At 70.2% G+C, this 26,070-nt stretch carries 27 protein-coding genes and 1 riboswitch; of the genes, 16 read left to right on the top strand and 11 right to left on the bottom strand.

All coding sequences use genetic code 11. The features are described from left to right. Positions 1–149: 149 nt before the first annotated feature. The 3 genes from CRP50_RS25075 to gor all read left to right on the top strand — a co-directional run bounded on the left by CRP50_RS25075 (position 150) and on the right by gor (position 3,146). Positions 150–1,085: a hypothetical protein gene (locus CRP50_RS25075; protein WP_141415139.1), complete on the top strand. Its 936-nt coding sequence runs from the start codon at positions 150–152 to the stop codon at positions 1,083–1,085. A gap of 166 nt (positions 1,086–1,251) precedes the next feature. Further along, on the top strand, positions 1,252–1,662 hold the full coding sequence (locus CRP50_RS14565; RefSeq protein ID WP_097279912.1) for a hypothetical protein: 411 nt from the start codon (positions 1,252–1,254) through the stop codon (positions 1,660–1,662). Positions 1,663–1,769: 107 nt separating this feature from the next. After that, positions 1,770–3,146 (top strand): glutathione-disulfide reductase, encoded by a 1,377-nt coding sequence (gene gor, locus CRP50_RS14560; RefSeq protein ID WP_097279911.1) that lies wholly within the window; start codon positions 1,770–1,772, stop codon positions 3,144–3,146. Between the two features lie 48 nt (positions 3,147–3,194). On the opposite strand, the gene cysC is transcribed toward gor, so the two are convergent. From cysC to CRP50_RS14520, 8 genes are all read right to left on the bottom strand, one after another. Further along, entirely contained in the window at positions 3,195–5,063 is a 1,869-nt protein-coding gene (cysC, locus tag CRP50_RS14555; protein ID WP_097279910.1) for an adenylyl-sulfate kinase, read from the bottom strand. Positions 5,064–5,224: 161 nt separating this feature from the next. Beyond that, positions 5,225–6,022: a sulfate adenylyltransferase subunit CysD gene (gene cysD / locus CRP50_RS14550; RefSeq protein ID WP_097279909.1), complete on the bottom strand. Its 798-nt coding sequence runs from the start codon at positions 6,020–6,022 to the stop codon at positions 5,225–5,227. 2 nt (positions 6,023–6,024) lie between these two features. Further along, entirely contained in the window at positions 6,025–6,765 is a 741-nt protein-coding gene (locus CRP50_RS14545; RefSeq protein ID WP_097279908.1) for a phosphoadenylyl-sulfate reductase, read from the bottom strand. Between the two features lie 16 nt (positions 6,766–6,781). Next, positions 6,782–8,173, bottom strand: coding sequence for a siroheme synthase CysG (gene cysG, locus CRP50_RS14540; RefSeq protein WP_097279907.1), 1,392 nt, complete (start codon positions 8,171–8,173; stop codon positions 6,782–6,784). A gap of 37 nt (positions 8,174–8,210) precedes the next feature. After that, positions 8,211–8,525, bottom strand: a complete 315-nt coding sequence (locus CRP50_RS14535) for a 2Fe-2S iron-sulfur cluster-binding protein (RefSeq protein ID WP_097279906.1) — start codon at positions 8,523–8,525, stop codon at positions 8,211–8,213. Further along, positions 8,522–9,574 (bottom strand): NAD(P)/FAD-dependent oxidoreductase, encoded by a 1,053-nt coding sequence (locus tag CRP50_RS14530; RefSeq protein ID WP_097279905.1) that lies wholly within the window; start codon positions 9,572–9,574, stop codon positions 8,522–8,524. Before CRP50_RS14530 ends, CRP50_RS14535 begins: the two co-directional genes overlap by 4 nt. A 12-nt stretch (positions 9,575–9,586) precedes the next feature. Further along, entirely contained in the window at positions 9,587–11,299 is a 1,713-nt protein-coding gene (locus CRP50_RS14525) for an NADPH-dependent assimilatory sulfite reductase hemoprotein subunit (protein ID WP_097279904.1), read from the bottom strand. Between the two features lie 110 nt (positions 11,300–11,409). Further along, a riboswitch (SAM riboswitch) is annotated at positions 11,410–11,486 on the bottom strand. 86 nt (positions 11,487–11,572) lie between these two features. Further along, entirely contained in the window at positions 11,573–12,037 is a 465-nt protein-coding gene (locus CRP50_RS14520) for a hypothetical protein (RefSeq protein ID WP_097279903.1), read from the bottom strand. Positions 12,038–12,194: 157 nt separating this feature from the next. Between CRP50_RS14520 and CRP50_RS14515 the strand changes: the two genes are divergently transcribed. From CRP50_RS14515 to CRP50_RS14475, 9 genes are all read left to right on the top strand, one after another. Beyond that, positions 12,195–12,620: a PaaI family thioesterase gene (locus tag CRP50_RS14515; protein WP_097279902.1), complete on the top strand. Its 426-nt coding sequence runs from the start codon at positions 12,195–12,197 to the stop codon at positions 12,618–12,620. Between the two features lie 63 nt (positions 12,621–12,683). Then, positions 12,684–13,154 (top strand): GNAT family N-acetyltransferase, encoded by a 471-nt coding sequence (locus CRP50_RS14510; protein WP_176525184.1) that lies wholly within the window; start codon positions 12,684–12,686, stop codon positions 13,152–13,154. A 184-nt stretch (positions 13,155–13,338) separates the two neighbouring features. Then, positions 13,339–13,668 (top strand): HesB/IscA family protein, encoded by a 330-nt coding sequence (locus CRP50_RS14505; RefSeq protein WP_097279900.1) that lies wholly within the window; start codon positions 13,339–13,341, stop codon positions 13,666–13,668. An 87-nt stretch (positions 13,669–13,755) separates the two neighbouring features. Continuing rightward, positions 13,756–14,742 carry a Fe-S cluster assembly protein NifU gene (gene nifU, locus CRP50_RS14500; RefSeq protein ID WP_097279899.1) on the top strand — a complete coding sequence of 329 codons (987 nt, stop codon included), beginning with the start codon at positions 13,756–13,758 and terminating at the stop codon, positions 14,740–14,742. Between the two features lie 41 nt (positions 14,743–14,783). Beyond that, entirely contained in the window at positions 14,784–16,007 is a 1,224-nt protein-coding gene (nifS, locus tag CRP50_RS14495) for a cysteine desulfurase NifS (RefSeq protein WP_097279898.1), read from the top strand. A gap of 43 nt (positions 16,008–16,050) precedes the next feature. Then, positions 16,051–17,232 (top strand): homocitrate synthase, encoded by a 1,182-nt coding sequence (gene nifV / locus CRP50_RS14490; RefSeq protein WP_097279897.1) that lies wholly within the window; start codon positions 16,051–16,053, stop codon positions 17,230–17,232. A 56-nt stretch (positions 17,233–17,288) separates the two neighbouring features. After that, the gene (gene cysE, locus CRP50_RS14485) at positions 17,289–18,065 is read left to right on the top strand and encodes a serine O-acetyltransferase (RefSeq protein ID WP_217992058.1); all 777 of its coding nucleotides are present in this window, start codon (positions 17,289–17,291) and stop codon (positions 18,063–18,065) included. Between the two features lie 25 nt (positions 18,066–18,090). Next, positions 18,091–18,417, top strand: coding sequence for a nitrogenase-stabilizing/protective protein NifW (gene nifW, locus CRP50_RS14480; protein ID WP_097279896.1), 327 nt, complete (start codon positions 18,091–18,093; stop codon positions 18,415–18,417). An 84-nt stretch (positions 18,418–18,501) separates the two neighbouring features. Further along, the gene (locus CRP50_RS14475; protein WP_097279895.1) at positions 18,502–18,825 is read left to right on the top strand and encodes a peptidylprolyl isomerase; all 324 of its coding nucleotides are present in this window, start codon (positions 18,502–18,504) and stop codon (positions 18,823–18,825) included. A 539-nt stretch (positions 18,826–19,364) separates the two neighbouring features. Here CRP50_RS14475 and CRP50_RS14470 read toward each other — a convergent pair. Then, on the bottom strand, positions 19,365–20,342 hold the full coding sequence (locus CRP50_RS14470) for a 2-hydroxyacid dehydrogenase (protein WP_097279894.1): 978 nt from the start codon (positions 20,340–20,342) through the stop codon (positions 19,365–19,367). An 82-nt stretch (positions 20,343–20,424) separates the two neighbouring features. On the opposite strand from CRP50_RS14470, the gene CRP50_RS14465 reads away from it, so the two are divergent. Then, positions 20,425–21,309: an NAD(P)-dependent oxidoreductase gene (locus CRP50_RS14465; RefSeq protein ID WP_097279893.1), complete on the top strand. Its 885-nt coding sequence runs from the start codon at positions 20,425–20,427 to the stop codon at positions 21,307–21,309. Positions 21,310–21,370: 61 nt separating this feature from the next. Continuing rightward, on the top strand, positions 21,371–22,105 hold the full coding sequence (locus CRP50_RS14460; RefSeq protein ID WP_097279892.1) for a CoxG family protein: 735 nt from the start codon (positions 21,371–21,373) through the stop codon (positions 22,103–22,105). Positions 22,106–22,162: 57 nt separating this feature from the next. Here CRP50_RS14460 and infA read toward each other — a convergent pair whose 3' ends face one another. Both infA and CRP50_RS14450 read right to left on the bottom strand, forming a co-directional pair. Then, positions 22,163–22,384, bottom strand: a complete 222-nt coding sequence (gene infA / locus CRP50_RS14455) for a translation initiation factor IF-1 (protein ID WP_097279891.1) — start codon at positions 22,382–22,384, stop codon at positions 22,163–22,165. A 301-nt stretch (positions 22,385–22,685) separates the two neighbouring features. Beyond that, entirely contained in the window at positions 22,686–23,864 is a 1,179-nt protein-coding gene (locus CRP50_RS14450; RefSeq protein ID WP_097279890.1) for a M20 aminoacylase family protein, read from the bottom strand. 139 nt (positions 23,865–24,003) lie between these two features. Between CRP50_RS14450 and CRP50_RS14445 the strand changes: the two genes are divergently transcribed. Together CRP50_RS14445 and CRP50_RS14440 are read left to right on the top strand one after the other, a co-directional pair. Continuing rightward, complete coding sequence (locus CRP50_RS14445) at positions 24,004–25,272, top strand: MFS transporter (RefSeq protein WP_245913485.1); 1,269 nt, start codon at positions 24,004–24,006, stop codon at positions 25,270–25,272. After that, on the top strand, positions 25,269–25,997 hold the full coding sequence (locus tag CRP50_RS14440) for an S-adenosyl-l-methionine hydroxide adenosyltransferase family protein (RefSeq protein ID WP_097279889.1): 729 nt from the start codon (positions 25,269–25,271) through the stop codon (positions 25,995–25,997). Before CRP50_RS14445 ends, CRP50_RS14440 begins: the two co-directional genes overlap by 4 nt. Positions 25,998–26,070: the final 73 nt, after the last annotated feature.

Below are 26,070 nucleotides of genomic sequence, written 5' to 3'. Positions count from 1 at the left end.
TGCCAATCCAATCGCTGCCTAGATCCGACGTCATTGAAGTGATGTTTGTACGTGTATGTGGTACGAGAGCCTATTTTGGCAATGAAGAAAGAACACCTGCAGTAGGAAGTCCCAGAAGGTACGAGTCCGTCTATGGGGATGGCACTGAGGTGGAGGTGTGGCTGGGGCATTATCCCTCTTTTCTTCCAGAATACATAGAATCGGCAGAAGCGAGCGCGTTGAGAGCGGTTCAAAGTTTTGTTGGAATTTCTGTCTCTGAGGGGGCGGCGGCAGCGGTAGCAGAGCAAGCGAAGCGTAGCGCACGTTATATCGAAAATCTTAGGTGGCCAATTGTTGTAATTTCTAGAGAAACCGTTCCTGCCGGAGCGTTTGAGATCGATGACAACTCACCTACTGGAATGCGTATTGGTGATATTGCGAAGTATATGGAGTATTTCGATGGTTTCCGGGGGAGGCAAAAGAGAATATCGTCACATATGCTCGTCCATGCAGCAACAAACTTAAAAGAAAATGTCATTAATAGTTTATTGCGGGACTACATTATTGTTGTTAGGAAAGGTTTTTCTGCTTTCAGTCCACCTAATGCGAATGTCTCGGTGAGCCATTCAAGCGGCTTCTTGGAAAAGTATGATGCTACAAAATGGCCGTCTGTTGACGCGTCATTGATCGGTAATCTTGACTTTATTAGTGATGCTGTTGATAAATACGTAGAAGCCATGGCTTGCAAAGATAATTGGAAGCGTTTCTTTTTGGCTTTTCATTGTATTGAAATAGCAACTGAAGTCTTGTACAATTTCTATAAACAAAAGTGGCTTCCAAGTTTATCCGCGAGTGATAAGGCCTGCTATTCAGACGTTTGCAAGTTTTTCAGAAAAAAACCGTCTATATCCATCAAGTTTTGTGCATGCCTGCTTTTACTGGCCCCTAAAGAATTCGACGATTATATGGGGAGATTTAAAAGGATCAAAGATGCCCGAAATTGCTTTGCACACGGTGACTTCAAGGGTGAGATTCATCTACCGGATGATGACGCACTTACGCTTGCGGCGAACTTTTTAGGTCTATACGTTGCAGGTAATACGTAGGAAATTGGAGCCGAGCGCGGTGGTGAACACCGGCGACGCCGGCGGCGAGCGCACCGCCGTGGTGCAGGAGCTCTGACCCCGGTCGCGGGGCAAGGCGTTTCGTCTTGGTGCCGCCATGTTTGGCCGCCACACTGATCCGAACCGTCACCGACGAGGACGACGCGCCGTGTTCCGTACGCTCATCGCCTTGCCCGCCGTTGCGCTCATCCTGGGCGTGGTCCTGATGGCCGCCGCCGCCCAGGCCGCCGACGAGGAAGCGCTCGCCGCCTGCGGCGAGTCCTTCGACGCTTGCTCCCTGCGCTGCGAGCAGTCCTATCCCGACGATGCCGCCGCCTCGGCCGGTTGCCAGGCCGCCTGTGCCGCCGACCGGGCGGTGTGCGAGGCCAAGGCGGGGTACGAGCAGGCCAAGCCCTGGGTGGCCGATCAGTTCCGCAAGATGCAGCGCTTCTTCGAAGGCTTCAGCGAGCAGGGGCGTGACGCCGAGCCGGCACCGGCCCCCACGCCTGCGCCGCAGCCGGACGCGCGTCCGACGCCCCTGATCCCGCCGGCGGAGGAGGGCGACGCGGTCAATCTTTAGACCCGTTCCAAGGTCCGGTTGCCGTCGGCCTCGGCTTGCGGCATGGTCATGCGCGTCCCACATGGGGCGCGCATTGTTTTTCCGGCTTTTCAGAGGGGCTCGACGCCATGGCGCAGTACGATTACGACCTCATCACCATCGGCGCGGGCTCGGGCGGCGTGCGGGCGACGCGGCTGGCCGGCGGCTGGGGCCACAAGGTCGCGATCGTCGAAAGCTCGCGCGTCGGCGGCACCTGCGTCATGCGCGGCTGCGTGCCCAAGAAGCTGCTGGTCTACGGGGCCCACTTCGCCGAGGACTTCGAGGACGCCAAGGGCTACGGCTGGACGCTCGGCGACGTCTCGTTCGACTGGCCGACGCTGGTCGGCAACAAGAACAAGGAACTGGACCGCCTGCAGGGCGTCTACGAGCGCATCCTGCGCGACAACAAGGTGGAGTTGCTGCGCGGCCGCGGCGTCATCGTCGACCCGCATACGGTGGAGGTCGACGGCCAGCGCCACACGGCGGAGAAGATCCTGATCGCCGTCGGCGGCTGGCCGACCCTGCCGGACATTCCGGGCATCGAGCACGCCGTCACCTCCAACGAGGCGCTGGACCTGCCCGACCTGCCCAAGCGCGTGACCATCGTCGGCGGCGGCTATATCGCGGTCGAGTTCGCCGGCATCTTCCACGCCCTCGGCAGCCAGGTGACGCAGGTCATCCGCAAGGAGATGATTCTGCGCGGCTTCGACGGCACCATCCGCGCCGCCCTGCAGGACGAACTGATCCGCCAGGGCATCGACCTACGCTGCGAGACCACCGTGCGCTCCATCGAGAAGACGCCCTCGGGCGCCTTCAACCTGCGCTTCGCCGGCGGCGACGAACACGAAACGGATCTGGTGATGTACGCCACCGGCCGCGCGCCGAACACCAAGGGCCTCGGGCTCGAAGAGGTGGGCGTCGAGATGCGCGAGAACGGCGCCATCGTGGTGGACGAGAACGCCCGCACCAGCGTCGACAGCATCTTCGCCATCGGCGACGTCACCGACCGCGTGAACCTGACGCCGGTCGCCATCAACGAGGGCCGTTGCTTCGCGGAAACCTTCTTCCACGACAACCCCATGACCATGGACTACACGAACATCGCCTCGGCGGTGTTCAGCCAGCCGCCGGTGGGGTCCGTCGGCATGAGCGAGGAAGAGGCGCGCCGCCGCGGCAAGGTGAAGATCTTCATCAGCCGCTTCCGGCCCATGAAGTACACGCTGTCTGGCCGCGAGGAACGCACGGTCATGAAGCTGATCGTGGATGCCGAGACCGACGTGGTGCTGGGCGCCCACATGGTCGGCGTCGATGCGCCGGAGATCGTCCAGGGCATCGCCATCGCGCTCAAGTGCGGCGCGACGAAGAAGCAGTTCGACGCCACGGTCGGCATCCATCCGACGGCGGCGGAGGAATTCGTCACCATGCGCGACCCCATCCCCGACCCGTCGCCCGAGCACACGGAGTAAGGACGACACCCGGGCCGGCCCGCCATAGGCCGGCCCGGATGGTTTTCGTCACCCCAGACGCCCGGCCTTGCGACGCTCGACCCCGAAGCCCGCCGTCACCTCGCGCTCCAGCAGGTCGAGGCAGTCCTCCAGCGGCAGGGTCGCCGTCGGCACCGTCAGGTCGGGCGCCTCGGGCGCCTCGTAGGGGGCCGAGACGCCGGTGAAGCCCGGCAGCTCGCCGGCGAAGGCGCGGCGGTAGAGGCCCTTGGGGTCGCGCCCGGCACAGACCTCCACCGAGGCATCGATGAAGACCTCGCGGAAGCCGTCGCCGACGATGGCGCGGGCGGCGTCGCGGTCGGCGCGGCGGGGCGAGATCAGGCTGACGATCGCCACCGTGCCGGCATCCGCGAACAGCTTGGCGGCTTCTGCCACCCGGCGGATGTTCTCCGACCGGTCGGCGTCGCTGAAGCCGAGGTCGCCGCACAGGCCGTGGCGCAGGTTGTCGCCGTCGAGCGTATAGACCTGCCAGCCGGCCTCGAACAGGCGGCGGCGCAGGGCCATGGCGAGCGTCGACTTGCCCGCCCCCGACAGGCCGGTGAGCCACAGCACGCCGCCGGTATGGCCGTTGCGGCGGTGGACCTCGGCCGGTTCCACCGACTGGGCGACGGCGGTGACGTTGGGGCTGGCCGCCGCCGCGCCCTCGATGACGAAGCCGCCGGCGACGCGATGGCCGCGCACCAGCACGCCGCGCCCGGTGAGCGGGTTGTCGGCGAAGGTGTCGAAGGCCATGGCGCCGTGGCTGCGCAGGATGACTTCCGCCACGTCGCCGCCGGCCACCTGCTCGGTGCCGGTGGTGCCGAGGCTGGCGACGTCGATCACCCGCACCACCTTGTCGACCACGGCGCCGTAACTGGCGGTGCCGAGGCGCACCGTCACCCGGTCGCCGGCCGCCAGCGGGTCGCGGTCGAGCCAGAACAGGCGCACGGCGATGCGGCTGCCGATATGCTGCGCCGCGCCGGGGTGGCCGGCGACGTGGCCGCGTTCCACGAACAGGTCGTCGTCGAGCGTGAGGGCGACCGACTGCCCGGCCCCGGCGGCGATGGGGGTGGAGCCGCGCCAGGTCTCGAATCCGGCGACGGAGGCTTCGCGCCCGGTCGGTTGGAAGCGCACCCGGTCGCCGACGCGCAGGCGCCCCGTCTCGATGCGGCCGACCAGGATGCGGCGGTCGCCGTCGCGGTAGACGTCCTGCACCGGGAAGCGCAGCGGCAGGTCCACCGGCTGCGGCCGCGGCGTCACCTGGTCCAGCGCCTCGGTCAGGGTCGGGCCCTGCCACCACGGCAGGTTGGCGCTGGTGCGCACCAGATTGTCGCCCTCGCGCGCCGACAGCGGCACGACGGCGAGCGGCTCGATGCCGATGCCGGCGAGGTAGCCCGACACGGCCTCGGCGGTCGCCCGGAAGCCGGCCTCGGCCCAGTCCAGGCGGTCCATCTTGTTGACCGCCACCACCACCTGCGCGACGCCCAGCAGCGACAGCAGGTAGGCGTGGCGGCGGGTCTGCTCCGACAGGCCCTGCACGGCGTCCACCACCAGCACGGCGGCATCGGCCGAGGCCGCACCCGTCACCATGTTGCGGAGGAATTCCTTGTGCCCCGGCGCGTCGATGATGACGTAGGGCCGCTTGCGGGTCTTCAGCCAGATGCGGGTGGTGTCGAGCGTGATGCCCTGGTCGCGTTCGATCTGCAGGGCGTCCATGACGAAGGACCACTCGAAGTCGACGCGGCGGCGGTCCGACTGGCCCTTCAGCTCGTCCAGCTTGCCGTCGGCCAGGGAGCCGGTCTCGTGCAGCAGGCGGCCGATGAGGGTGGACTTGCCGTGGTCGACGTGACCGACGATGACGATGGGCAGCGGCGGCACCGCGTCCTTGATGCGTGGCGACATGGTGGGGTGTCCTCGATCAGACCTGTGTCATGGCCGGGCTCGACCCGGCCATCCACGGCGCCACCGGCGGTGGTCGTGGGGTCGCGGCATCTGGCCGGCGGCGGGGGAGCCGTGGATGCCCGGATCACGTCCGGGCATGACAAGGAAAAGGAAAGGAGTGGTTACATATACCCCGACGCCCGCAGGCGTTCGAAGCTGTCCTCGGCCTCGTGGTCCATGGTGCGGCCGGCGCGTTCCGGCGCCTTGGTGGTTTCCAGTTCGGCGATGATGTCGGCGATGGTGGCGGCGTCGCTGTCGATGGGCAGAGTGATGCCCTCCTCGCCGAGCGAGCGGAAGCGCTTACCGTTGCGGGCGAAGTAGAGCGGCACCACCGGAATGCCCTCGCGCTGGATGTAGCGCCAGATGTCCACTTCCGTCCATTGCAGCAGCGGGTGGATGCGCACGTGCGTGCCGGGCGGGAAGTCGGTGTTGTAGTGGTCCCAGAACTCCGGCGGCTGGTCGCGGAAGTCCCACGCGCCGTCGTCGCCGCGTGGGCTGAAGACGCGCTCCTTGGCGCGGGTGGACTGCTCGTCGCGGCGGATGCCGGCGATGATGCCGTCGAAGGCGTAGCGTTCCAGCGCCTGCTTGAGGCCCAGGCTCTTGCGGGCGGCGAGGCGGCTGCCCGACGGCAGGGTGGGGTCGGTCTGCTCGATGGGCGGGCAGGCATCGGCGATGAGGTCGAGCTTCCACTCCTTGGTGAAGCGCTCGCGGAAGGCGTAGGTCTCGGGAAACTCGAGGCCGGTGTCCAGGTGCATCACCGGGAAGGGCACGCGGCCGAGGAAGGCCTTGCGCGCCAGCCAGATCATGACGTTGCTGTCCTTGCCGAGCGACCACAGCATGCCGAGCTTGGAAAAGCGGCTGTAGGCCTCGCGCAGGATGAAGATGCTCTGGCTTTCCAGGGCGTCGAGATGACTGCTCATGGTCAACGGGTCCTCGAGATGGCGGCGACGGCGCCGGGCAGGTGGATGCCGCACTCGGTCTTGCCGGCATTGTCGCGCCAGCGGCCGGCGCGGACGTCCTCGCCCGGGGCGACGCGGTCGGTGCAGGGCATGCAGCCGATGGAGAGGAAGCCGTCCTCCTCCAGCGGGTGACGGGGCAGGTCCCGCTCGGCGAAGGCGCGGTCGAGGTCGGCCCGGCTCCAGTCGGCGAGCGGGTTGATCTTGACGCGCGGGCCGTCGGCCTCGACGCGCGGCAGGGCGGCGCGGGTGGCGCCCTGGTAGCGCTTGCGGCCGCTGATCCAGGCGTCGAAGGGGGCCAGCGCCCGCGCCAGCGGCTCCACCTTGCGGACGTAGCAGCAGCGGTCGTGGTTCTGCGTCCACAGGATGCCGTCGGGATCGGCGGCGGCGACGGCGGCGGGGTCGGGGCGGATCACCCGCACGTCGGTCAGGCCGAGGCGGGAAACCAGCTTATCGCGGTAGCGCAGCGTCTCGCCGAACAGCTTGCCGGTATCGAGGAAGACCACCGGCAGGGCCGGGTCCACCTGCGCCACCAGATCGAGCAGCACGGCGGATTCGGCGCCGAAAGACGACACCAGGGCGATACGGCCGGCGAACGCCTGCGCCGCGGCGGCGATCAGGTCTTCGGTGGAGCCACCGCCGTGGCGCGCGGCGAAAAGGTCGGCGGGATGCTCGTCACGGAGCAGGGCGGATGTCTGGGCGGACATGGCAGGTGTCTCCGGATCACAGGGCGGCGGCGCGGGCGGCCGGGACGGCGGCAGCGACGACGCCGGCCGTCACTTCGCCGATGATGAGCAGGGCGGGACCGGCGATGCCGGCGGCGGCGACCGTGTCGCCGAGGGTGGCGAGGGTGGCGGGCAGCACCCGCTGGTCGGGCCGGGTGCCGTTCTCCACCACGGCGCAGGGCGTGGCGGCGGCGCGGCCGGCGGCGATGAGGCTGCGGGCGGTGTCGGCGGCGGTGCCGACGCCCATGTAGACGACGACGGTGTGATTGGCGGCGGCGAGGCAGCTCCAGTCGGGACCGCCGCCGTCGGCCTTGGCGTGGCCGGTGACGAAGGTCACCCCTTGCGCATGGTCGCGGTGGGTGAGCGGGATGCCGGTGGCGGCGGCGCAGCCGAAGGCGGCCGAGATGCCGGGCACCACCTCCACCGGCACGCCGGCGGCCAGCAGGTGCTCGCGTTCCTCGCCGCCACGGCCGAACAGGAAGGGATCGCCGCCCTTCAGGCGCACGACGCGGCGGCCGGCGCGGGCGTGGTCGATCATCAGGCGCTCGATCTCGGCCTGCGGCAGGGTGTGGCGGTCCTTGCGCTTGCCGACGTCGATGCGCAGGGCGTCGCGCCGCACGCATTCCAGGATCTCGGCCGAGACCAGGGCGTCGATCAGCACTACGTCGGCCTCCTGCATGGCGCGCAGGGCCTTGAAGGTGAGCAGGTCCGGATCGCCCGGCCCGACGCCCACCAGCTGCACCAGCCCCGGCCCGTCGGCGGCGGCCTCGGCACGGTTGAGGCGGTCGATGAGGGTGGAGCGGGCGCGCGCCTCGTCACCGCCCAGGAAGGCGGCGGCCACGGGGCCGGCGAACACCCACTCCCAGAACCGGCGGCGGGCGGCCTGCGGCAGGGTGCCCTTCACCGCCGGGCGGAAGCTGTCGGCGAAGCGGGCGAGCGCGCCCAGGCGGGCCGGCAACAGGCTTTCGATGCGGGCGCGGATGGACTTCGCCAGCACCGGCGCCGCGCCGCCCGAGCCGATGGCGACCACCACCGGGTCGCGGTCGACGATGGCGGGCATGAGGAAGGTGGACAGGTCCGGCCGGTCGACCACGTTCACCGGCACGCCCGCCGCCTGCGCCGCCGCCGCCACCGCCTCGTCCACTGGCGAGCCGGCGGCGGAGACGACGAACAGGCGGCCCTGCACGTCGGCGGCCGAGAAGGCGCGGCGGTGCAGGGTGACGGCGCCGACACACTGGGCGCAGAGATCGGCGCCCGGCGCCTCGGCGATCACGTCCACCGCGGCGGTGGTGCGGGCCACCAGGCGCAGCTTGCGGGCGGCTTCCTCGCCGCCGCCGACCACCAGGATGGAGCGGCCGGCCGTCGTCACGAACAGGGGGAACTGGTCCATGGGCTTGGCCCTCCTCGGGCGTGCAGGTCGGGGCGGATCAGAGGTCTTCGGGCGCCAGCGTCACCGACAGGCCGCTCAGCTCCGGGCGGAACAGGATCTGGCAGGACAGGCGCGAGGCCGGCTCCACCGACGGCGTGGTGTCGAGCATTTCGATCTCCTCGTCGGTCGGCGGGTGCAGCAGGTCCTGCCAGTCGGCGTCGACGTAGACGTGGCAGGTGGCGCAGGCGCAGGCTCCACCGCACTCCGCCTTGATGGGCAGGCCGTGGTCGCGGATGATCTCCATCACCCGCCAGCCTTCCAGCGCGTCGAGGACGTGGGTCTCGCCGGCGCGATCGGTCACCTGGATCTTCATGCCACGTTCAGCCGCTTCTGCAGGGTGGTGGAGGAGGTGGTGTACTGGAACCGCAGGCGTTCCTCGGGCCGCGCGTAGCGGAAGGCCTTCTGCGACGCCAGCGCCGCCTCGTGGAAGCCCGACAGGATGAGCTTCAGCTTGCCGGGGTAGGTGTTGATGTCGCCGATGGCGAAGATGCCGGGCCGGCTGGTCTCGTAGGCCTCGGTGTCCACCGGGATCAGGTTCTCGTTCAGGTTCAGGCCGAAGTCGGCGATGGGGCCGAGCTTCATGGTCAGGCCGTAGAACGGCAGCAGCGCATCCGCCGGCACGACGAAGGAGCCTTGCGCCGCGTTCTCCAGCCGCACGTCGGTCAGCCGCCCGTCGGCGCCTTCCAGGCCCGCCAGCTTGGCGATGTGCAGGCCGATCTCGCCGGCCGCCACGGCGTCGCGCAGGGCGGAGACGCTGTGCGGCTGGGCGCGGAAACCGTCGCGGTGGTGGACCAGCGTCACCGACTTCGCCTCGGTGCGCAGCGCCAGCGCCCAGTCGAGCGCGCTGTCGCCGCCGCCGGCGATGACCAGGTCCTTGCCGGCGAAGGTCTCGCGCTTGCGCACCGCATAGAACACCGACGTGCCCTCGAAGCCTTCGATGCCGGGCAGGGGCGGGCGCTTGGGCGTGAAGCTGCCGCCGCCGGCGGCGATGAAGACGACCGGCGCGGCCAGCTTGACGCCGCCGTCGGTCTCCACCAGCCAGCGGCCGTCGTCGAGCCGCGTCAGGCCCTCGACCAGCTGCTGGTGATGGAAGGTCGGCGCGAAGGGCTCGATCTGCTCCAGCAGGCGGTTCACCAGGTCCTGGCCGGTGATGACCGGCCACGCCGGGATGTCGTAGATGGGCTTTTCCGGGTACAGCTCGGCGCACTGGCCGCCCGGCTTGTCGAGCACGTCGATGACGTGGCAGCGCAGGTCGAGCAGACCCAGTTCGAACACCGCGAACAGGCCGACCGGGCCGGCGCCGATGATGACCACGTCGGTCTCGACGGCGTCGTGCGGGGCGGGGGGAAGGGCGTGGGTCACGGCTCTGTCTCCTTATTCCGCAGCGGCCGGGGCGGCCTCGGCGGCGGCCTTCAGGCGGTCGAGCCCGACGCGCAGGGCGAAGTCCCCGAACCCTTCACGTCCCTGGCGCTCGGCGGCCCACAGGCCGAACAGGCGGCCGAGGGTGGGCGGCACGGCGTCCTGCGGCACGCGCTCCAGCAGCTTGTCGTTGAGGCGGGTGCCCTCGACGGCGCCGCCGACGTAGATGGCGTAGTGGCCGGGGGTGCGGCCGACGAGGCCGATCTCCGCCGTCGACGGACGGGCGCAGCCGTTGGGGCAGCCGGTGATGCGCAAGCTCAGGCGCTCGGCGCCGAGGCCGCGGCTTGCCAGCTCGTCGTGGATGGCGGCGACGAAGGGATCGCGCACTCGCTCCGCTTCCGCCAGTGCCAAGCCGCAGGTGGGCAGGGCGGGGCAGGCCAGCGTGGTGAGGGCGAGCGGCGGCAGATCCTCGGCCAGCGCCACGCCGTGCGCCCGCAGGACGGCCTCGACGCGCGACCGGTCGTCGTCGGCGATGTTGGACAGCAGGATGTCCTGCTCGGGCGTCAGCACCGGGTCGATGGCGAACTGGGCGATCACCTCGCGCAGGGCGGTGCGCAGGCGGACCGTTTCCGTGTCCTTGATGCGGCCGCTGGAGACGGGCAGGCCGAGGTACCAGCGGCCGTCGCCCTGCGGGTGCCAGCCCATGTGGTCGGGCACCTGGAAGGCCGGCGTCGGGCGGGCATCTTCCAGCGGGGCGCCGAAGAAGCGGTCGAGTTCGGCCTTCACCCAGGTGGCACCCTTGTCCTCCACCACGTACTTGAGGCGGGCGCGCTTGCGGTCGTTGCGGTTGCCGTGCTCGCGGTGGACGGCGATGACCGCCTCGATGCCGCGGATCAGGTCGTCGGGGCCGACGAAGGCGATGGGCGTGGCGAGGCGCGGGAACGTGTCGGCCCGGTTGTGGGTCTGGCCGAGCCCGCCGCCGAGGGCGAGGTTGTAGCCCTGCAACTGGTCGCCGTCGAACAGGGCGATGACGGCGAGGTCGTTGGTCAGCACGTCGATGCTGTTGTCGGCCGGGGTGGCGAGGCCGATCTTGAACTTGCGCGGCAGGTAGGTGCGGCCGTAGACGGCGTCCTCTTCCTCTGCGCCGTCCTGGTCGAGCGGCAGCGGCTCGCCGTCCAGCCAGATCTCGTGATAGGCGCGCGATTTCCAGCCGAAGCGGGCGGAGACGGCCTTGGCGTCGGCCTCCAGGCGGCGGTGGACGGCGTCGGCGATGGGGGCGGGGTGGGTGACGACGTTGCGCACCACGTCGCCGCAGGCGCCTAGCGTCGTCAGCAGGGCGTCGTTGATGCCGCGCACGGTGGCCTTCAGGTCGCCCTTCACGATGCCGTGGAACTGGATGCCCTGGCGCGTGGTGATGCGCAGCGAGCCGTCGGCGTAGGGGTCCGCCAGCGCGTCGAGCGCCAGGTACTGCGCCGCCGTCAGCCGGCCGCCGGGGATCTTGGCGCGGACCATGAGCTGGTATTCCTTGCTCAGGCCCTGCTGCTTGCGCGCCGTCGCGGTGTCACGGTCGAACCCCTGGTAGGAGCCGTGGAACTTGAGGAGCTGGTAGGCTTCCTCGGAAAACGGCGCCGTGGTGTCGGCGAGCTCGGCGGCGAGGGTGCCGCGCAGGCCCCGGCTCTCGGCCTTCATGGCCTCGACGGCGGAGAGTTTGGTGCGTTCCTGGGCCATGGGACCTCCTTCGCGCAGGCAAAGTTCGGGTGTTCACGCCTGGTGGGCGTGTCGCGGGCAGTCGTCGGTCAGACCGTGAGCAAAGAAAAAACCGCCGCAGCTTGCAGCCGGGCGGTCTGGACCCGTCGCTTTAGCTGCATTTGTAGCGCGCCCGCAAGCTGATGCTCAAATCGGCGCGTCGTCAGAAACTACGGTGTTCCCGTGGGGGAGTCAACACCGTTAAACAACAAAAATGTGTGGTTAAATATTTTCCATACACAAACCTAGTGTAAATTATAGGTCCCGCCCCTGGATCACCTCGCCGCTGGGGCGCAGCAGGTACCACGATCCGCCGTGGGTGTGCAGGCTCTGGCCGTGGGTGTCGAAGGCCGGGCGCTCGTCGCGGAAGTAGCGGTAGAGCGGCCAGCCGTCGTAGGTGAGCTGGCGGGTGCCGTCGCGTCGTTCGGTGGTGCCGAGCAGGTCCGGATCGAGGCCGGCGCCGACCGTCGGCTCGCCCTCGCCGGCGAGCATGGGCGGCCACATCTCGGCGCAGGCGTCGTAGCAGTCGCTCACCGCCGGCCGCTCGGGGCCGCCCTGGATGTCCTCGGCGAAGGCGTAGAGCGGGCGGCCGGTGTCGGTGGCGACGAAGGCGTCGTATTCCTCGTTGTGGCCGACGGTCAGCGCGGGATCGGCGGCGCCCGCGGCGGCGGTGACGGTTCCGGCGGCGAGGACGAGGGCGGCGGCGACGATGGGGCGCATGAGCGGCTCCTGCGGCGGGTGTTCCGATCATCGGGAAAACGCCGGCGCGCAGGCGGCCGTTCGGCGGTGCGCCTCCCGCCGGTTCGGAGGGGGCGGGCGGGGCGGCGCCGTGGCATACTGCCGGTCGTTCGACCACCAACGACAGGAGACGTCGCCAATGCCCGGCCTCAGCCGCGACCAGATCACCGAGATGCAGCACAGCCTGTTCGCCCCGTGGGTGCAGGACCTCGCCCTGGTCGTCGAGTCGGTGGAGGCTGACCGCGCCGTGGTGCGGCTGCCCTTCAGCGACCGCCTGACCCGCATCGGCGGCACGGTGTGCGGCCAGGCCCTCATGGCGCTGGCGGATACGGCCATGGTGTTCCTGGTCTCCGGCGCCTTCGGCGAGTTCCGGCCCATGACGACGGTGAGCCAGACCACCAACTTCATGAAGGCCCTGTCCGGCCGCGACGTCATCGCCGAGGCCCGCCTTCTGCGCCTCGGTCGCACCATGGCCTTCGGCGACGTGTTCCTGCGCGCCGACGGCGACGAGGCGCCGGCCGTCCATGTCGCCAGCACCTACGCCATCCTGCCGCAGAAGGGGTGATGGCGGAGGCGCCGTCGGTGTAGGATGCAGCCGTCACCGTCGGCCGCTTCCGGACACCGCGCCATGTCGCCTTCCCTCCACATCACCGTCGCCGACCCGCGGGAGCCCGCCGTGGCCGCGCTCGTCCTGGAGTGGCTCGATCTCTCGGCCGCCCTGACGCCGGCGGCGGAAAGCCGCCATGCCTTCGCCGTCGACCGCCTGGCGGACCCGCGGGTGACCTTCTTCGCCGCCCGCGACGGCGACGCGGTGGTCGGCTGCGGCGCGCTCTACCGCCACGACGACCATCTGGGCGAGGTGAAGAGCATGTACGTGCGCCCGTCCGCCCGCGGGCGCGGCATCGCGCGGATGATCCTGGCGCGGGTGGAGGAGGCGGCGCGGGCGGCGGGGCTCCAAACGCTCAGCCTGGAGACCGGCGCGTCGTTCACGGCGGCGCTGACGCTCTATGAAAGTGCCGGCTTCGTGCGCTGCGGGCCGTTCGCCGCCTACCGGCCCGACCCGCTGTCGGCCTTCCTGACCAAGCCGCTCGCGGGCTGAGCGACGGTCGCCGAATGCCCTCATTCGCAGTGCGTGTTTCATGTCGTGAATGCGACACGCCGCCGCGATTGTCGTGAACCGCCCACCGGCACCGCAGCATAACATCTTTCCTATCAATGCCTTAGCGTCTGGCATCCCGCTTGCTTCCGTTCGGGCAGAGGTTTCCCCCACGGAGGATGATGCGATGCTCGACGTGACCTCGAACGCTGTGGATGCCATCCGCCGGGTGATCGGCAAGGGCGATACCGCCGCCCCCGCCGCCGGCCTGCGCATCATGGTCCAGGCCGGCGGCTGTGCCGGCTACCAGTACCGCATGGGCCTCGTCGCCGAGGCCGAGCAGGACGACACCGTCATCGACTTCGAGGACGTGAAGGTCTTCGTCGATGCCGGCTCGGCGCCGCTGCTGGCCGGCGCTCGGCTGGACTTCGTGGAGGACATCTCGGGCTCGGGCTTCGTGTTCGACAACCCGCAGGCCGCCGACAAGTGCAGCTGCGGCAAGTCCTTCGCCGCCTGACGCGCCGCCACTCTCCCGACTGCCCGGCCCCACGCCCGCCTACGCCCGCCCGCGACGACGCACCGAAAGACAGGAAGGTCCCCCGCCATGTGGAACTACACCGACAAGGTCAAGGAGCACTTCTTCGACCCCAAGAACGCCGGCGTGCTGGATGACGCCAACGGCGTCGGCGAGGTCGGCTCCATCTCCTGCGGCGATGCGCTGCGCCTGATGATCAAGGTCGACGACGCGACCGACATCATCACCGAGGCCAAGTTCCAGACCTTCGGCTGCGGCTCGGCCATCGCGTCGTCGTCGGCGCTGACGGAACTCATCATCGGCAAGACGGTGGATGCGGCGCTGGCCGTCACCAACCAGGACATCGCCGACTACCTGGGCGGCCTGCCGCCCGAGAAAATGCACTGCTCGGTCATGGGTGCCGAGGCCCTGCGGGCCGCCATCGCCAACTACAAGGGCGTCGAGCTGGAAGAGGACGACCACGAGGAAGGGGCGCTGCTCTGCAAGTGCTTCGGCATCGACTACGGCATGGTCGAGCGCGCCGTGAAGACCAACAAGCTCAACACCCTGGAGCAGGTGACGGCCTATACCAAGGCCGGCGGCAGCTGCAAGACGTGCCACGAGAAGATCGAGGAAGCCCTGGCCGAGATCAACGCCGCCATGGTCGCCGAGGGCACCATGGCCGCCGCCGAGGCCTTCGTGGTCGGTGCCGCGCCCAAGCCCAAGGCGCCGGCCAGCCCCATCGTGGTGAAGAAGCCCGCCACCGCCTCCGCGCCCGTGCAGATCAGCCCGCTCGCCGCGCAGGCGGAGAAGGCGCGCCCGGCCGGCCTCACCAACCTGCAGAAGATCACCCTGATCCAGAAGGCCATCGAGGAAATCCGCCCGCAACTGCAGCGCGACGGCGGCGACATCGAGCTGGTGGACGTGGACGGCGACACCGTCGTCGTGAAGCTCTCGGGCACCTGCGTCGGCTGCCAGATGAGCTCCATCACCATCCAGGGCGTGCAGGCGGCGGTGATGGAGAAGGTCGGACGGCCGCTCCGCGTCATCCCGCACACCGCCCTGGCGACCGCCTGAGCCGCCGCCATCCTCCCCGCGAGCCGAGAAAGGGACACGCCATGACCGCCGTGACCGCCGCGCCCAAGGGCATCTACCTCGACAACAACGCCACCACCCGCGTCGACCCCCGCGTGGTGGAGGCCATGCTGCCGTTCTTCACCGAGCAGTTCGGCAACCCGTCGTCCATCCACAGCTTCGGCGCCGATGTCGGCAAGGCCGTGCGCTGGGCCCGCGAGCAGGTGAAGGCGCTGCTGGGCGCCGAGCACGACAGCGAGATCGTGTTCACCTCGGGCGGCACGGAAAGCGACAACGCCGCCATCCTCTCGGCCCTGAAGACGCAGGTCGGCCGCGACGAGATCATCACCTCGGCGGTCGAGCACCCGGCCATCCTGGCCCTGTGCGAGTACCTGGCCAAGCACGAGGGCTACACCCTGCACGTCATCCCGGTGGACAGCCTCGGGCGGCTCGACATGGACGCCTACGCCAAGGCGCTGTCGGAGAAGACGGCCGTGGTGTCCTTCATGTGGGCCAACAACGAGACGGGCACCATCTTCCCCATCGCCCGACTGGCCGCCATGGCGAAGAAGGTCGGCGCCCTGTTCCACACCGACGCCGTGCAGGCGGTGGGCAAGATCCCGCTCGACCTGGCGCATACCGACGTCGACTTCCTGTCGCTGTCCGGCCACAAGCTGCACGGCCCGAAGGGCATCGGCGCGCTCTACGTCCGCCGCGGCACCCGCTTCCGCCCCATGATCCGCGGCGGCCACCAGGAGCGCGACCGCCGCGCCGGCACCGAGAACACCACCGGCATCGTCGGCCTCGGCAAGGCCTGCGAACTGGCGCTGGCGCACATGGAGGAGGAGAACACCCGCGTCCGGGCGCTGCGCGACAAGCTGGAGAAGGCCATCATCGGCCAGGTGTCGCACTGCTTCGTCACCGGCGACTGGGAAAACCGCCTGCCCAACACCTGCAACATCGCCTTCGAGTACATCGAGGGCGAGGCGATCCTGCTGTTCCTCAACCGCATGGGCATCGCCGCCTCGTCGGGCTCGGCCTGCACCTCGGGCTCGCTGGAGCCGAGCCACGTCATGCGCGCCATGAACGTGCCCTTCACCGCGGCCCACGGCGCCACCCGCTTCTCCCTGTCGCGCGAGACGACGGAGGCCGAGATCGACGCCACCATCGCCGCCGTGCCCGGCATCATCGAGAAGCTGCGCGGCCTGTCGCCCTTCTGGAACAAGGACACGGCCAAGGCGGAGAGCTTCCAGCCGGCCTACAGCTGACCCCGCCGTCGCCACTCCACCCCCGCATCGGGAGGGCACCGCCATGGCCTTCGGCCGCATCGTCATGAACGACACCACGTTGCGCGACGGCGAGCAGACCGCCGGCGTCGCCTTCACCAGCCTGGAACGCCTCGCCATCGCCACGGCGCTGGCCGAGGCCGGCGTGCCCGAGATGGAGATCGGCATCCCCGCCATGGGCGCCGAGGAGCAGGACGACATCCGTTCCATCGTCGCCCTGCGGCTGCCGCCGACGCCCATCGCGTGGTGCCGCATGCTCGACAGCGACCTGACGGCCGCCTACGCCTGCGGCGTGCCCATGGTGAACCTGTCGGTCAGCGTGTCCGACCAGCAGATCCGCAACAAGCTCGGCCGCGACCGCGCCTGGGTGCTGGAACAGGTGGACCGGATGGTGCGCCAGGCCGCCGACCTCGGCCTCGACGTCGCCGTCGGCGGCGAGGACAGCAGCCGCGCCGACCCGGACTTCGTGCTGCGGGTGATCGAGACGGCGGAAAAGGCCGGCGCCTGCCGCTACCGCTTCGCCGACACGCTCGGCATCATGGACCCGTTCTCCACCCGGGGCATCTTCCAGCGCCTGCGGGCGGCGACGGACATGCAGCTGGAGATCCACGCCCACGACGACCTCGGCCTCGCCACCGCCAATTCCCTGGCGGCGGTGCTCGGCGGGGCGACGCATGTCTCGACCACCGTCAACGGCCTCGGCGAGCGCGCCGGCAACGCGCCGCTGGAAGAGGTAGTCATGGCGCTGCATCACCTCTACCAGCGCCCCACCGGCGTGCAGCCGAAGGCGCTGCCGCTGGTGTCCGGCCTGGTGGCGCAGGCCTCGGGGCGGCCGGTGCCGGTGAACAAGTCCATCGTCGGCGAGGCCATCTTCACCCACGAAAGCGGCATCCACGTCGCCGGCCTGCTGCGCGACCCGGCCAACTACCAGGCCGTCGACCCGGCGGAACTGGGGCGCGAGCATCGCGTGGTGCTCGGCAAGCACTCGGGCCTCGCCGCCGTGCTCAACGCCTGCCAGCAGATCGGTCTGGCGGTGGAGGAAGCGCAGGGCCGCGCCATGCTCGCCCGCGTGCGCATCCACGCCGCCGAGACCAAGCGCCCGCCGACGACCGACGAACTGAAGCGCATCTTCCTCGACACCGTGCCCGTCGCCGAGGCCGCCGTCGACCTCCGCGGTGCCATGCCGGCCTCGCGGAGGACCAACTGATGGACGCCGCCGCCGCCATGCCCGACGCCGCCGCCGATCCGGCCGCCCGCACGCCCATGCCGGGCCTGCTCGCCCTGCTGCGCGAGGACGTCGACAGCGTGCTCGCCCGCGATCCGGCGGCGCGCGGCCGGCTGGAGGTGCTGTTCACCTATCCCGGTCTGCACGCGGTGATGATCCATCGCTTCGCCCACGGCCTGTGGCGGCGGCGCCTGCGCTTCATGGCGCGGCTGCTGGCCTTCCTCGGCCGCCTGTTCACCAACGTCGACATCCACCCCGGCGCCACCATCGGCCGGCGGTTCTTCGTCGACCACGGCGCCGGCGTGGTCATCGGCGAGACGGCGGAAATCGGCGACGACGTCACGCTCTACCAGGGCGTCACCCTGGGCGGCACGTCGCTCAGCAAGGGCAAGCGCCACCCGACGCTGGAAGACGGCGTGCTGGTGGGGGCGGGCGCCAAGATCCTCGGCGCCAACCGCGTCGGCAAGGGCGCCCGCGTCGGCGCCAATTCCGTGGTCATCGGCGACGTGCCGCCGGGCATGACCGTGGTCGGCATCCCCGGCCGCATCGTCCTGCCCGACGACGCCCGCCGGCCGCGCGTCGGCGGCATCGACCTCGACCACCACCTCATGCCCGACCCGGTCGGCAAGGCGCTCGCCTGCATGCTGGAGCGCATCACCGACCTGGAAGACAAGCTGGCGCAGGTGGCGCCGCACCTGCTGACCGACGACGCCGGCGCCTCGGCGGCGCTGCTCGCCCATGGCGACGACGCCGACCACCTGTGCGGCGACCCCTGCGACCGCGGCTGCATCGGCCGCGCGACCCTGCCCCTGTGATCCTGACCCCCACGGAGCCACGCCCATGACCACCTTCCTCGACGCCGTCTCGCGCCTGTCCTCGGCGGAGGAGTTCTTCGAGTACCTCGACGTGCCCTTCGACGACCGGGTGGTGCGCGTCAACCGCCTGCACATCCTCAAGCGCCTGCACGACTACCTGCGCCAGGAAGCGACCGAGGGCCTGGAGACCGAGGCCCTGCGCCAGGTCTACCGCCACTGCCTGGCGCGCGCCCATGCCGATTTCGTGACCAGCGACGCGGTGACCGAGAAGGTCTTCAAGGTGTTCCGCGACCGCGCCGGCAAGGCCTTCGTGGGCCTGGACGAGATCGAGGTGCTGTCGGTGCAGGGCTGACTGGCCCCCGCCGCATTAGGGGTTGCCCGTGCCGCCCGGATCGGGGACAACGGGCCTTCGACCCCTTTTGCACGGAGCATGTCCATGTCCCCCTCCCAGGTCCGCGCCTCGCACATCCTGCTGATGTACGCCGGCTCCATGCGCTCCAGCGCCAGCCGCAGCAAGGACGAAGCCAAGACCCAGATCGAGTCGCTCAAGGGCGAGATCGACGGCGGCGCCGACTTCGCCGAGCTGGCGCGCAAGCACTCGGACTGCCCGTCGGGCCAGGAAGGCGGTGACCTCGGCGCCTTCCCGCGCGGCGCCATGGTGCCGGAATTCGAAAAGGCCGCCTTCGCCCTGGAGCCGGGCCAGACCTCGGACGTGGTGGAGACGGCGTTCGGTTACCACCTGATCCAGCGCACGGCGTAAGCCGCCACAGCGCACGCCGTGGATGGCCGGGTCGGGCCCGGCTATGACGATTTCTGGCGTAGTTTCAAGGTATTGTCATGCCCGGCCATCGAGCCGGGCATCCACGGCGCCACACCGTCGGCGGCCGTGGAGACGACGGCACCAGCGGCTGCCGTTGTGCACGCCGTGGATGGCCGGGTCGAGCCCGGCCATGACAATTTTCTTAGATATTTCAATACCTTGTCATGCCCGGCCTTGAGCCGGGCATCCACGGCGCCACCGTCGGCCGCCGTGGAGACAGCGGCCCCAGCGGCTGCCGTAGTGCACGCCGTGGATGGCCGGGTCAGGCCCGGCCATGACAATTTCCTATTCAGAATCAGCTACTTGTCATGCCCGGCCTTGAGCCGGGCATCCACGGCTCCCCCGACGGCGGCCGTGGAGGGCGCGGCCCCAACGGCAGCCGTCCGTGCACGCCGTGGATGGCCGGGTCGAGCCCGGCCATGACAATTTCTAACAGCATATCAAGGCCTTGCCATACCCCCTCGCGGGCAGTCACCCCCTCACGCCACCCGATCCGGCGCCGGCTCCCCCCGGAACACGGCATCCAGGTTGTCCAGCGCCCGGAAGCCCATGGCGCAGCGGGTCTCCAGCGTCGCCGAGCCCAGGTGCGGCAGCAGGAAGGCGTTGGGCAGGGCCATGTAGCCCGGGTTCACCGCCGGCTCGCCGTCGAACACGTCGAGGCCCGCCGCCGCCACCCGGCCGCTCTTCAGGGCCGCGACGAGCGCCGCGTCGTCCACCACCGTCCCGCGCGCCGTGTTCACCACCACCGCCCCCTCGGGCAGCAGGGCGAGGCGGTCGGCGTTCAGGAAGTGGCGGTTCTCCGGCGAGCCCGGCATGTGCACCGACAGGAAGTCCGACACCCCCAGCAGATCCTCCGCCGTCGCGTGGTAGGTGAGGCCGAGCGCCGCTTCCTCCGCCGCGTCCAGGCGCGTGCGCTTGTGGTAGTGCAGGCGCATGCCGAAGGCTGCCGCCCGGCGTGCCACCGCCATGCCGATGCGCCCCATGCCGAGGATGCCGAGGCGCTTGCCGCCGGGGTGGATGCCGAGCAGCTGGGTCGGCGTCCAGCCGGTCCAGCCTCCCGCACGCAGCAGGCTTTCCGCCTCCCACGCCCGCCGCGCCGCGCCCAGCAGGCAGAGCAGGGCGATGTCGGCGGTCGCTTCCGTCAGCACGTCGGGCGTGTTGGTGACGATCAGGCCGCGGGCGCGGGCGGCGGCGACGTCGATGTGGTCGTAGCCGACCGAGAAGGTGGCGACCGCCCGCACCCGCGCCGGCAGGGCGGCGATCACCGCCGCCGTCAGCTTGTCGGTCGGCGTCACCAGCAGGGCGTCGGCGCCCGTCTCGGCGGCGCGGGCGACCAGCTCGTCGCCCGGCAGAGCGCGGTCGTCGGCATTGCGGTGGGCCGTCCAGTCGCGGGCGGCGCGGGTCTCCACCGGGTCGGGCAGGCGGCGGCTGAGCAGGAGAACCGGTTTGTCGGCCATGGGAAATCCCTTATAGTCGTCATTCATAAGCAGCCCCGCGCCGGCGGAGGCGGCACCTTCACGCACAGGAGGATAACGGACGATGGCGGTCGGAATCACCACCGGGAACAGCATCGGCTTCATCGGGCTCGGCATCATGGGCGCGTCCATGGCGCGCAACTGCATGAAGGCGGGCTACACCGTGCACGGCTACACCCGCACCAAGGCCCGCGCCGAGGCGGTGATCGCCGACGGTCTGGTGTGGCAGGACAGCCCGGCCGCCCTCGCCAAGGCCTGCGACGTGGTCATCACCATGGTCGGCTATCCGCAGGACGTGGAGGAAACCTATTTCGGCGACGCTGGCGTCATCTTCAACGCGCGGCCCGGCGCCTACCTGATCGACATGACCACCTCGTCGCCGTCGCTCGCCCAGCGCATCGCAGAGGAAGCCGAGGCGCGCGGCCTGCACGCCGTCGACGCCCCCGTCTCGGGCGGTGACGTCGGCGCACGGGAGGGGACGCTCGCCATCATGTGCGGCGGCCGGCAGGAGGATTTCGACGCCGTGCTGCCGGTGTTTCAGGCCATGGGCAAGAACATCGCCCTGCTCGGACCGGCCGGCGCCGGCCAGCACACCAAGATGGTCAACCAGATCGTCATCGCCGGCACCATCATGGGCGTCGCCGAGGCCATGAGCTACGCCGGCAAGGCGGGGCTCGACCGCAACAAGGTGCTCGACGTCATCGGTGCCGGCGCGGCGGGCGGCTTCCAGCTGAACGTGCTCGGCCGTCGCATGGCGCAGGGGGATTTCGCGCCGGGCTTCTTCGTGCACCATTTCCAGAAGGACATGGGCATCGCCAGTGCCGAGGCGGTGGACATGGGGCTCGACCTGCGGGCGCTGGAGCTGGCCGCCGACCAGTTCCGCCGCTACGTCGAGGAAAAGAACGGCCGCGAGCGCGGCACGCACGGGATACTGGAGCTCTACGACTGAGGCGGCCGCGCCGCGCGGCGGCGCGTCGGCCTGCGGGTGGGGCAGCGAGGGGGAAGGGATCATGGAGTTCTCGGGGGAATACCGCATTCCCGCGCCGCGTGACGCGGTGTGGCAGGCGCTCAACGACGTGGAGATCCTGAAGGCGTCCATCGACCAGCTGGAGACGCTGGAATGGACGGGCGCGACGGATCTGCGCACCACCGTCGCCGCCCGCGTCGGGCCGGTGACGCTGCGCCTGGCGGCCTCCATCGCCCTGTCGGAGGTGGAGCCGCCGCACAGCTACGTGCTCACGGGGCGCGGCGAAGGGGCCGGTGCCGGCTTCGGCGAGGCGGTGGTGCGGGTACGGCTGCACGACGAGGGGGCGGCGACGCGGCTCGCCTATACCTGCCGTGCCGATGTCGGCGGGCCGCTGGCGACCATGGGCGCCGGCCTCGTGAGGGGGGCAGCCGATACGGCGGCGGAGAACTTCTTCGAGGGATTCGCGAGCCGTCTCGTGGTCGCCATCGCGGCGCGTCAGGCGGCGGAAGCGGACGCCTTTGACCTGGAGGCGGAGCTGCGGGCGCTGGCCGGCCAGGACGGCGGCGAAGCGGCGGCCGGCGAGGGGGCGCCGTTCGCGTGGCGGGCGGCGGGCACCCGGCTGACCGATCGGCTGCGCGAACTGGACGGGCTGGATCTGCTGGCCCCGGCGCCGGCCCCGGCGGACGGCTGGCGCATTCCACTGGATGCGCGCACGCTCGTCATCGCGGGCGGGTGGGCGCTGATGCCGGTGATCCTGCTGCTGCTGTTCGCGGCGTAAAGAGGGCCGGCACGGCCACGGGGCAAGGAGGCGAGGGCGCCTGAGCGGCGCCCGCCCTCAATGCTTGTGACGGAAGACGATGCGCGCCTTCGTCAGGTCGTAGGGGGTCATCTCGACGTCGACCTTGTCGCCGACCGAGACGCGGATGCGGAACTTGCGCATCTTGCCGGCGGTGTGGGCCAGCACTTCGTGGTCGTTTTCAAGCTTCACGCGGAACATGGCGTTGGGCAGCTTTTCGACCACCGTACCGCCGAACTCGAGAACTTCTTCCTTGGACATGGCGTACTCCTTGTCGTGTCGTCGCCGGCCTGCGGCGAACTGCGGCGATGGGGCATGGCACCCTCGCGGCGCGCGGGCGGCGAACGACGTCGTCGCGACTGAAATCCGGAAACGAAAAAGGCTCCTGCGGCTGCTGGATACCGCCGCCGCGCGAGCACGAAGCCGGGTCCGGATCTGGAACCGGCGCCATCGCGGCGCCGGAAGCAGAGGGGCGGGCACGCGGCCAAAGCCCCTCGGGTTGCAGCTTATATAAAGAATGCGCCGGGCGCTGGCAAGTTGCGTGCCGCGTCGTGCCTGCGCATCAGCCCTGCGGACAGAGCGTTTCGGCCAGCCGGGCGAAGAACGAGGCGCCGGCCGTCAGGATCTCGTCGTTGAAGTCGTAGCGCGGGTTGTGGAGGCCGACGCAACCCAGCTCCGGGCTGCCCTCGCCATTGCCGATGAAGCCGTAGGCGCCCGGCTTCTCCTGCAGGAAGAAGCTGAAGTCCTCGGCGAACATGACCGGCGCCTGGGGCAGGGCCTTGTCCTCGCCGAGCGTTTCCGCCGCCACCCGGCGGGCGGCCTCGGCCTCGGCGGCGGAGTTGACGGTGGGCGGGTAGCCGTACTGGTAGTCGAGGCTCATGGTCACGCCGTGGGCGCTGGCGATGCCGTCCATGACGCGGCGGATGCTGGCGATGGTCTCCTCCCCCAGCGCCTTGTCGAAATAGCGCACGGTGCCGCCCAGGCGGGCGGTGTCGGGGATGACGTTGAAGGTGTCGCCGGCATGGAACTCGGTGACGGAGACGACCAGCGTCTCGTGCGGCGGGCAGACTCGGCTGACCAGCTGCTGCAGCGCCTGCACCAGCGCCGCGCCGGCGACCACCGGGTCGCGGCCGAGGTGCGGCGCGGCGGCATGGGCGCCCTTGCCCTGGACGGTGATGGTGAAGCGGTCGGCGGCGGCCATGACCGGCCCGGGGGACACGGCGATGGCCCCCGCCGGCAGGCCGGGCAGGTTGTGGACGCCGAACACGCTCTCCACCGGCCAGCGGTCGAACACGCCGTCCTCGATCATGGCGCGTGCCCCGGCGCGGCCTTCCTCGGCCGGCTGGAACAGGAACACCAGCGTGCCGGCGAAGCGCCGCGTCTCGGCCAGGTAGCGGGCGGCGCCGAGCAGCATGGCGGTGTGGCCGTCGTGGCCGCAGGCGTGCATGACGCCGTCGTGGCGCGAGCGGTGGGCGCGGTCGGGCACCGTCTCGGTGATGGGCAGGGCGTCCATGTCGGCGCGCAGGCCGATCATCGGGCCGTCGCCCTGGCGCAGCACGCCGACCACGCCGGTGCCGCCGATGCCCTCGACCACCTCGTCGAAGCCGAAGTCCCGCAGCCGATCCGCCACCACCTTGGCCGTCCGGTGTTCCTCGAAGGCGAGTTCCGGATGCATGTGGATGTCGTGGCGCCAGGCGACCAGATCGTCGCGGAAGCCGGCGATACGGTTGATGACGGGCATGCGGCAGGGACTCCTCGGTGTGGAACGGCGGCAGGCTGACACGGACAACGGCCCTTGCGAAGAGCCGCCGTGCGGGCCTAAGCATGGAGCCAAGATGGGACCGCGAGCGCGCGGCGGCAAGGAAGGAGCGTGCGGCGGCATGGCGCCAAAGGGCGAGACCACGGGTGAGCGCAGGGCGGCGGCGGCGGGGTTCGCCGCCTCGCCGTGGGGCGTGCTGGCGGCGACCACGGCCGTGCAGGCGCTCATCAGCATGGCGGCGCTGACGCCGCCCGTCTTCGCCGCCGTGGCGACCGCCGAGGTGGGCCTGCCGGCGACGCTGGTGGGCAGCTACACCTCCCTCGTCTATTTCGGCGCCATGGTCACCTCGCTGCTGTCGGGCTCGGTGGTCGGGCGGTTCGGCGCCATGCGGGTGAGCCAGGTGTGCCTGCTGCTGTGCGCCGGCGGTCTCGTGCTGCTGTCGGCCATGCAGGCGGGGGCGCTGGTGGCGCTGGCGGTGGTGGGGGCGCTGGTGGTCGGCTTCGGTTACGGCCCGGTGACGCCGGCGTCGAGCCACATCCTGGCGCGCTCCACCCCGCCCGAGCGGCGCGGGCTGGTGTTTTCCATCAAGCAGACTGGCGTGCCCATCGGCGGCATGCTCGCCGGCGCCCTGGTGCCGCCCCTGGTGCTGTGGAGCGACTGGCGCGGGGCGGCGCTGGCCGTCGCGGCGGCGGCGGCCGTGCTGGCGGTGGTGGTGCAGCCGACCCGGCCGTCGCTCGACGCCGACCGCGAGCCCGGCCGTTCCTTGCGCGCCGCCGGGTTGCTCGGGCCGCTGCGGCTCATCTGGCGGCACGGGCCGCTGCGGCTGATTTCCTGCGCCTCCTTCACCTTCGCCGCCATGCAGCTGAGCCTCGCGAGCTTCCTCGTCACCTATCTGGTGTCGGAGGTCGGGCTGTCGCTGGTGGACGCCGGCCTGGTGCTCGCCGTGGCGCAGGGGGCGGGGATCGTCGGGCGCGTGGCGTGGGGACTGCTGGCCGATGCCTGGTTCGGGCCGCGGGCCACGCTGGTCGGCCTCGCCGTGGTGATGGCGGCGGCGGCGCTGGTGGCGGGTTGGCTGTTCCCGGTGCTGCCGCTGTGGCTCATCGTCGTCACCTGCGCCCTGTTCGGCGCCACGGCCATCGGCTGGAACGGCGTCTTCCTGGCCGAAGTCGCCCACCTGGCGCCCGAGGGCCGGGCCGGCGAGGCGACCGGCGGCGCCCTGTTCTTCACCTTCGGCGGCGTGGTCTGCGGCCCGTCGCTGTTCGGCGTGGCGGTGGAGACCCTGCCGGGCGGCTACGGCGCCGCCTTCACGGTCTTCGCCGCCGCCGCGCTGGCCGGCGCGGTGCTGTCGCTGCTGGCGGCGCGGGCCCAGCGGGAGGAGACGCAGCCATGATCGTCCTGTTCACCGACTTCGGGCTCGCCGGCCCCTATACCGGCCAGATGAAGGCCGTGCTGGCGCGCGAGGCGCCGGGGGTGCCCGTGATCGACCTGTTCGCCGACGCACCGGCCTTCGACCCCAAGCTTTCGGCCTACCTGCTGGCCGCCTATGCGCCGTGGTTCCCGGCCGGGACGGTGTTCCTCTGCGTCGTCGACCCGGGCGTCGGGACGGAGCGCCCGGCGGTGGTGGTGGAGGCCGACGGCCGCTGGTTCGTCGGCCCCGGCAACGGCCTGTTCGAGCTGGTCCTGCGGCGGGCGGAGCGGGCGCGGGTCTGGCGCATCGCCTGGACGCCGTCCGACCTGTCGGCCAGCTTCCACGGCCGCGACCTCTTCGCGCCCATCGCCGCCGAGCTGGCGGTGCGGGGTCCGACGGAGCGTCTGGCACCGCTCTACCCCGCCGCCGTCCGTCGCCCGGATTGGCCCGACGACCTGCCGCAGGTGGTCTATGTGGACGTCTACGGCAATGCCATGACGGGGCTGCGCGCGACGGTGGTATCCCCGAGCATATCGCTCTTGGTCGCAGGCCGGCGCGTGTCGCCGGGCAGGACTTTCGGCGAGGTGCCGGAAGGAGAAGCCCTGTGGTATAAAAACTCGACTGGGCTGGTGGAGATTGCCGTCAACCGGGGCCGCGCGGCCGATACCTTGGGCTTAAGCCCCGGGACGGACGTCGCCCTGGGGTGAAGACGCCGTCCGGAGTACGCGTTGCACGTTATCCTGTTGCGCGTGTGGGACAAAACGTGGAAGCTGATGCGGT

It is taken from the genome of Caenispirillum bisanense (genome assembly GCF_900230255.1).
GTDB lineage: Bacteria > Pseudomonadota > Alphaproteobacteria > Rhodospirillales > Rhodospirillaceae > Caenispirillum > Caenispirillum bisanense_A.
The sequence above is the reverse complement of the archived record's forward strand: the minus strand, read 5'-3'. Positions and strand labels throughout refer to the sequence as shown.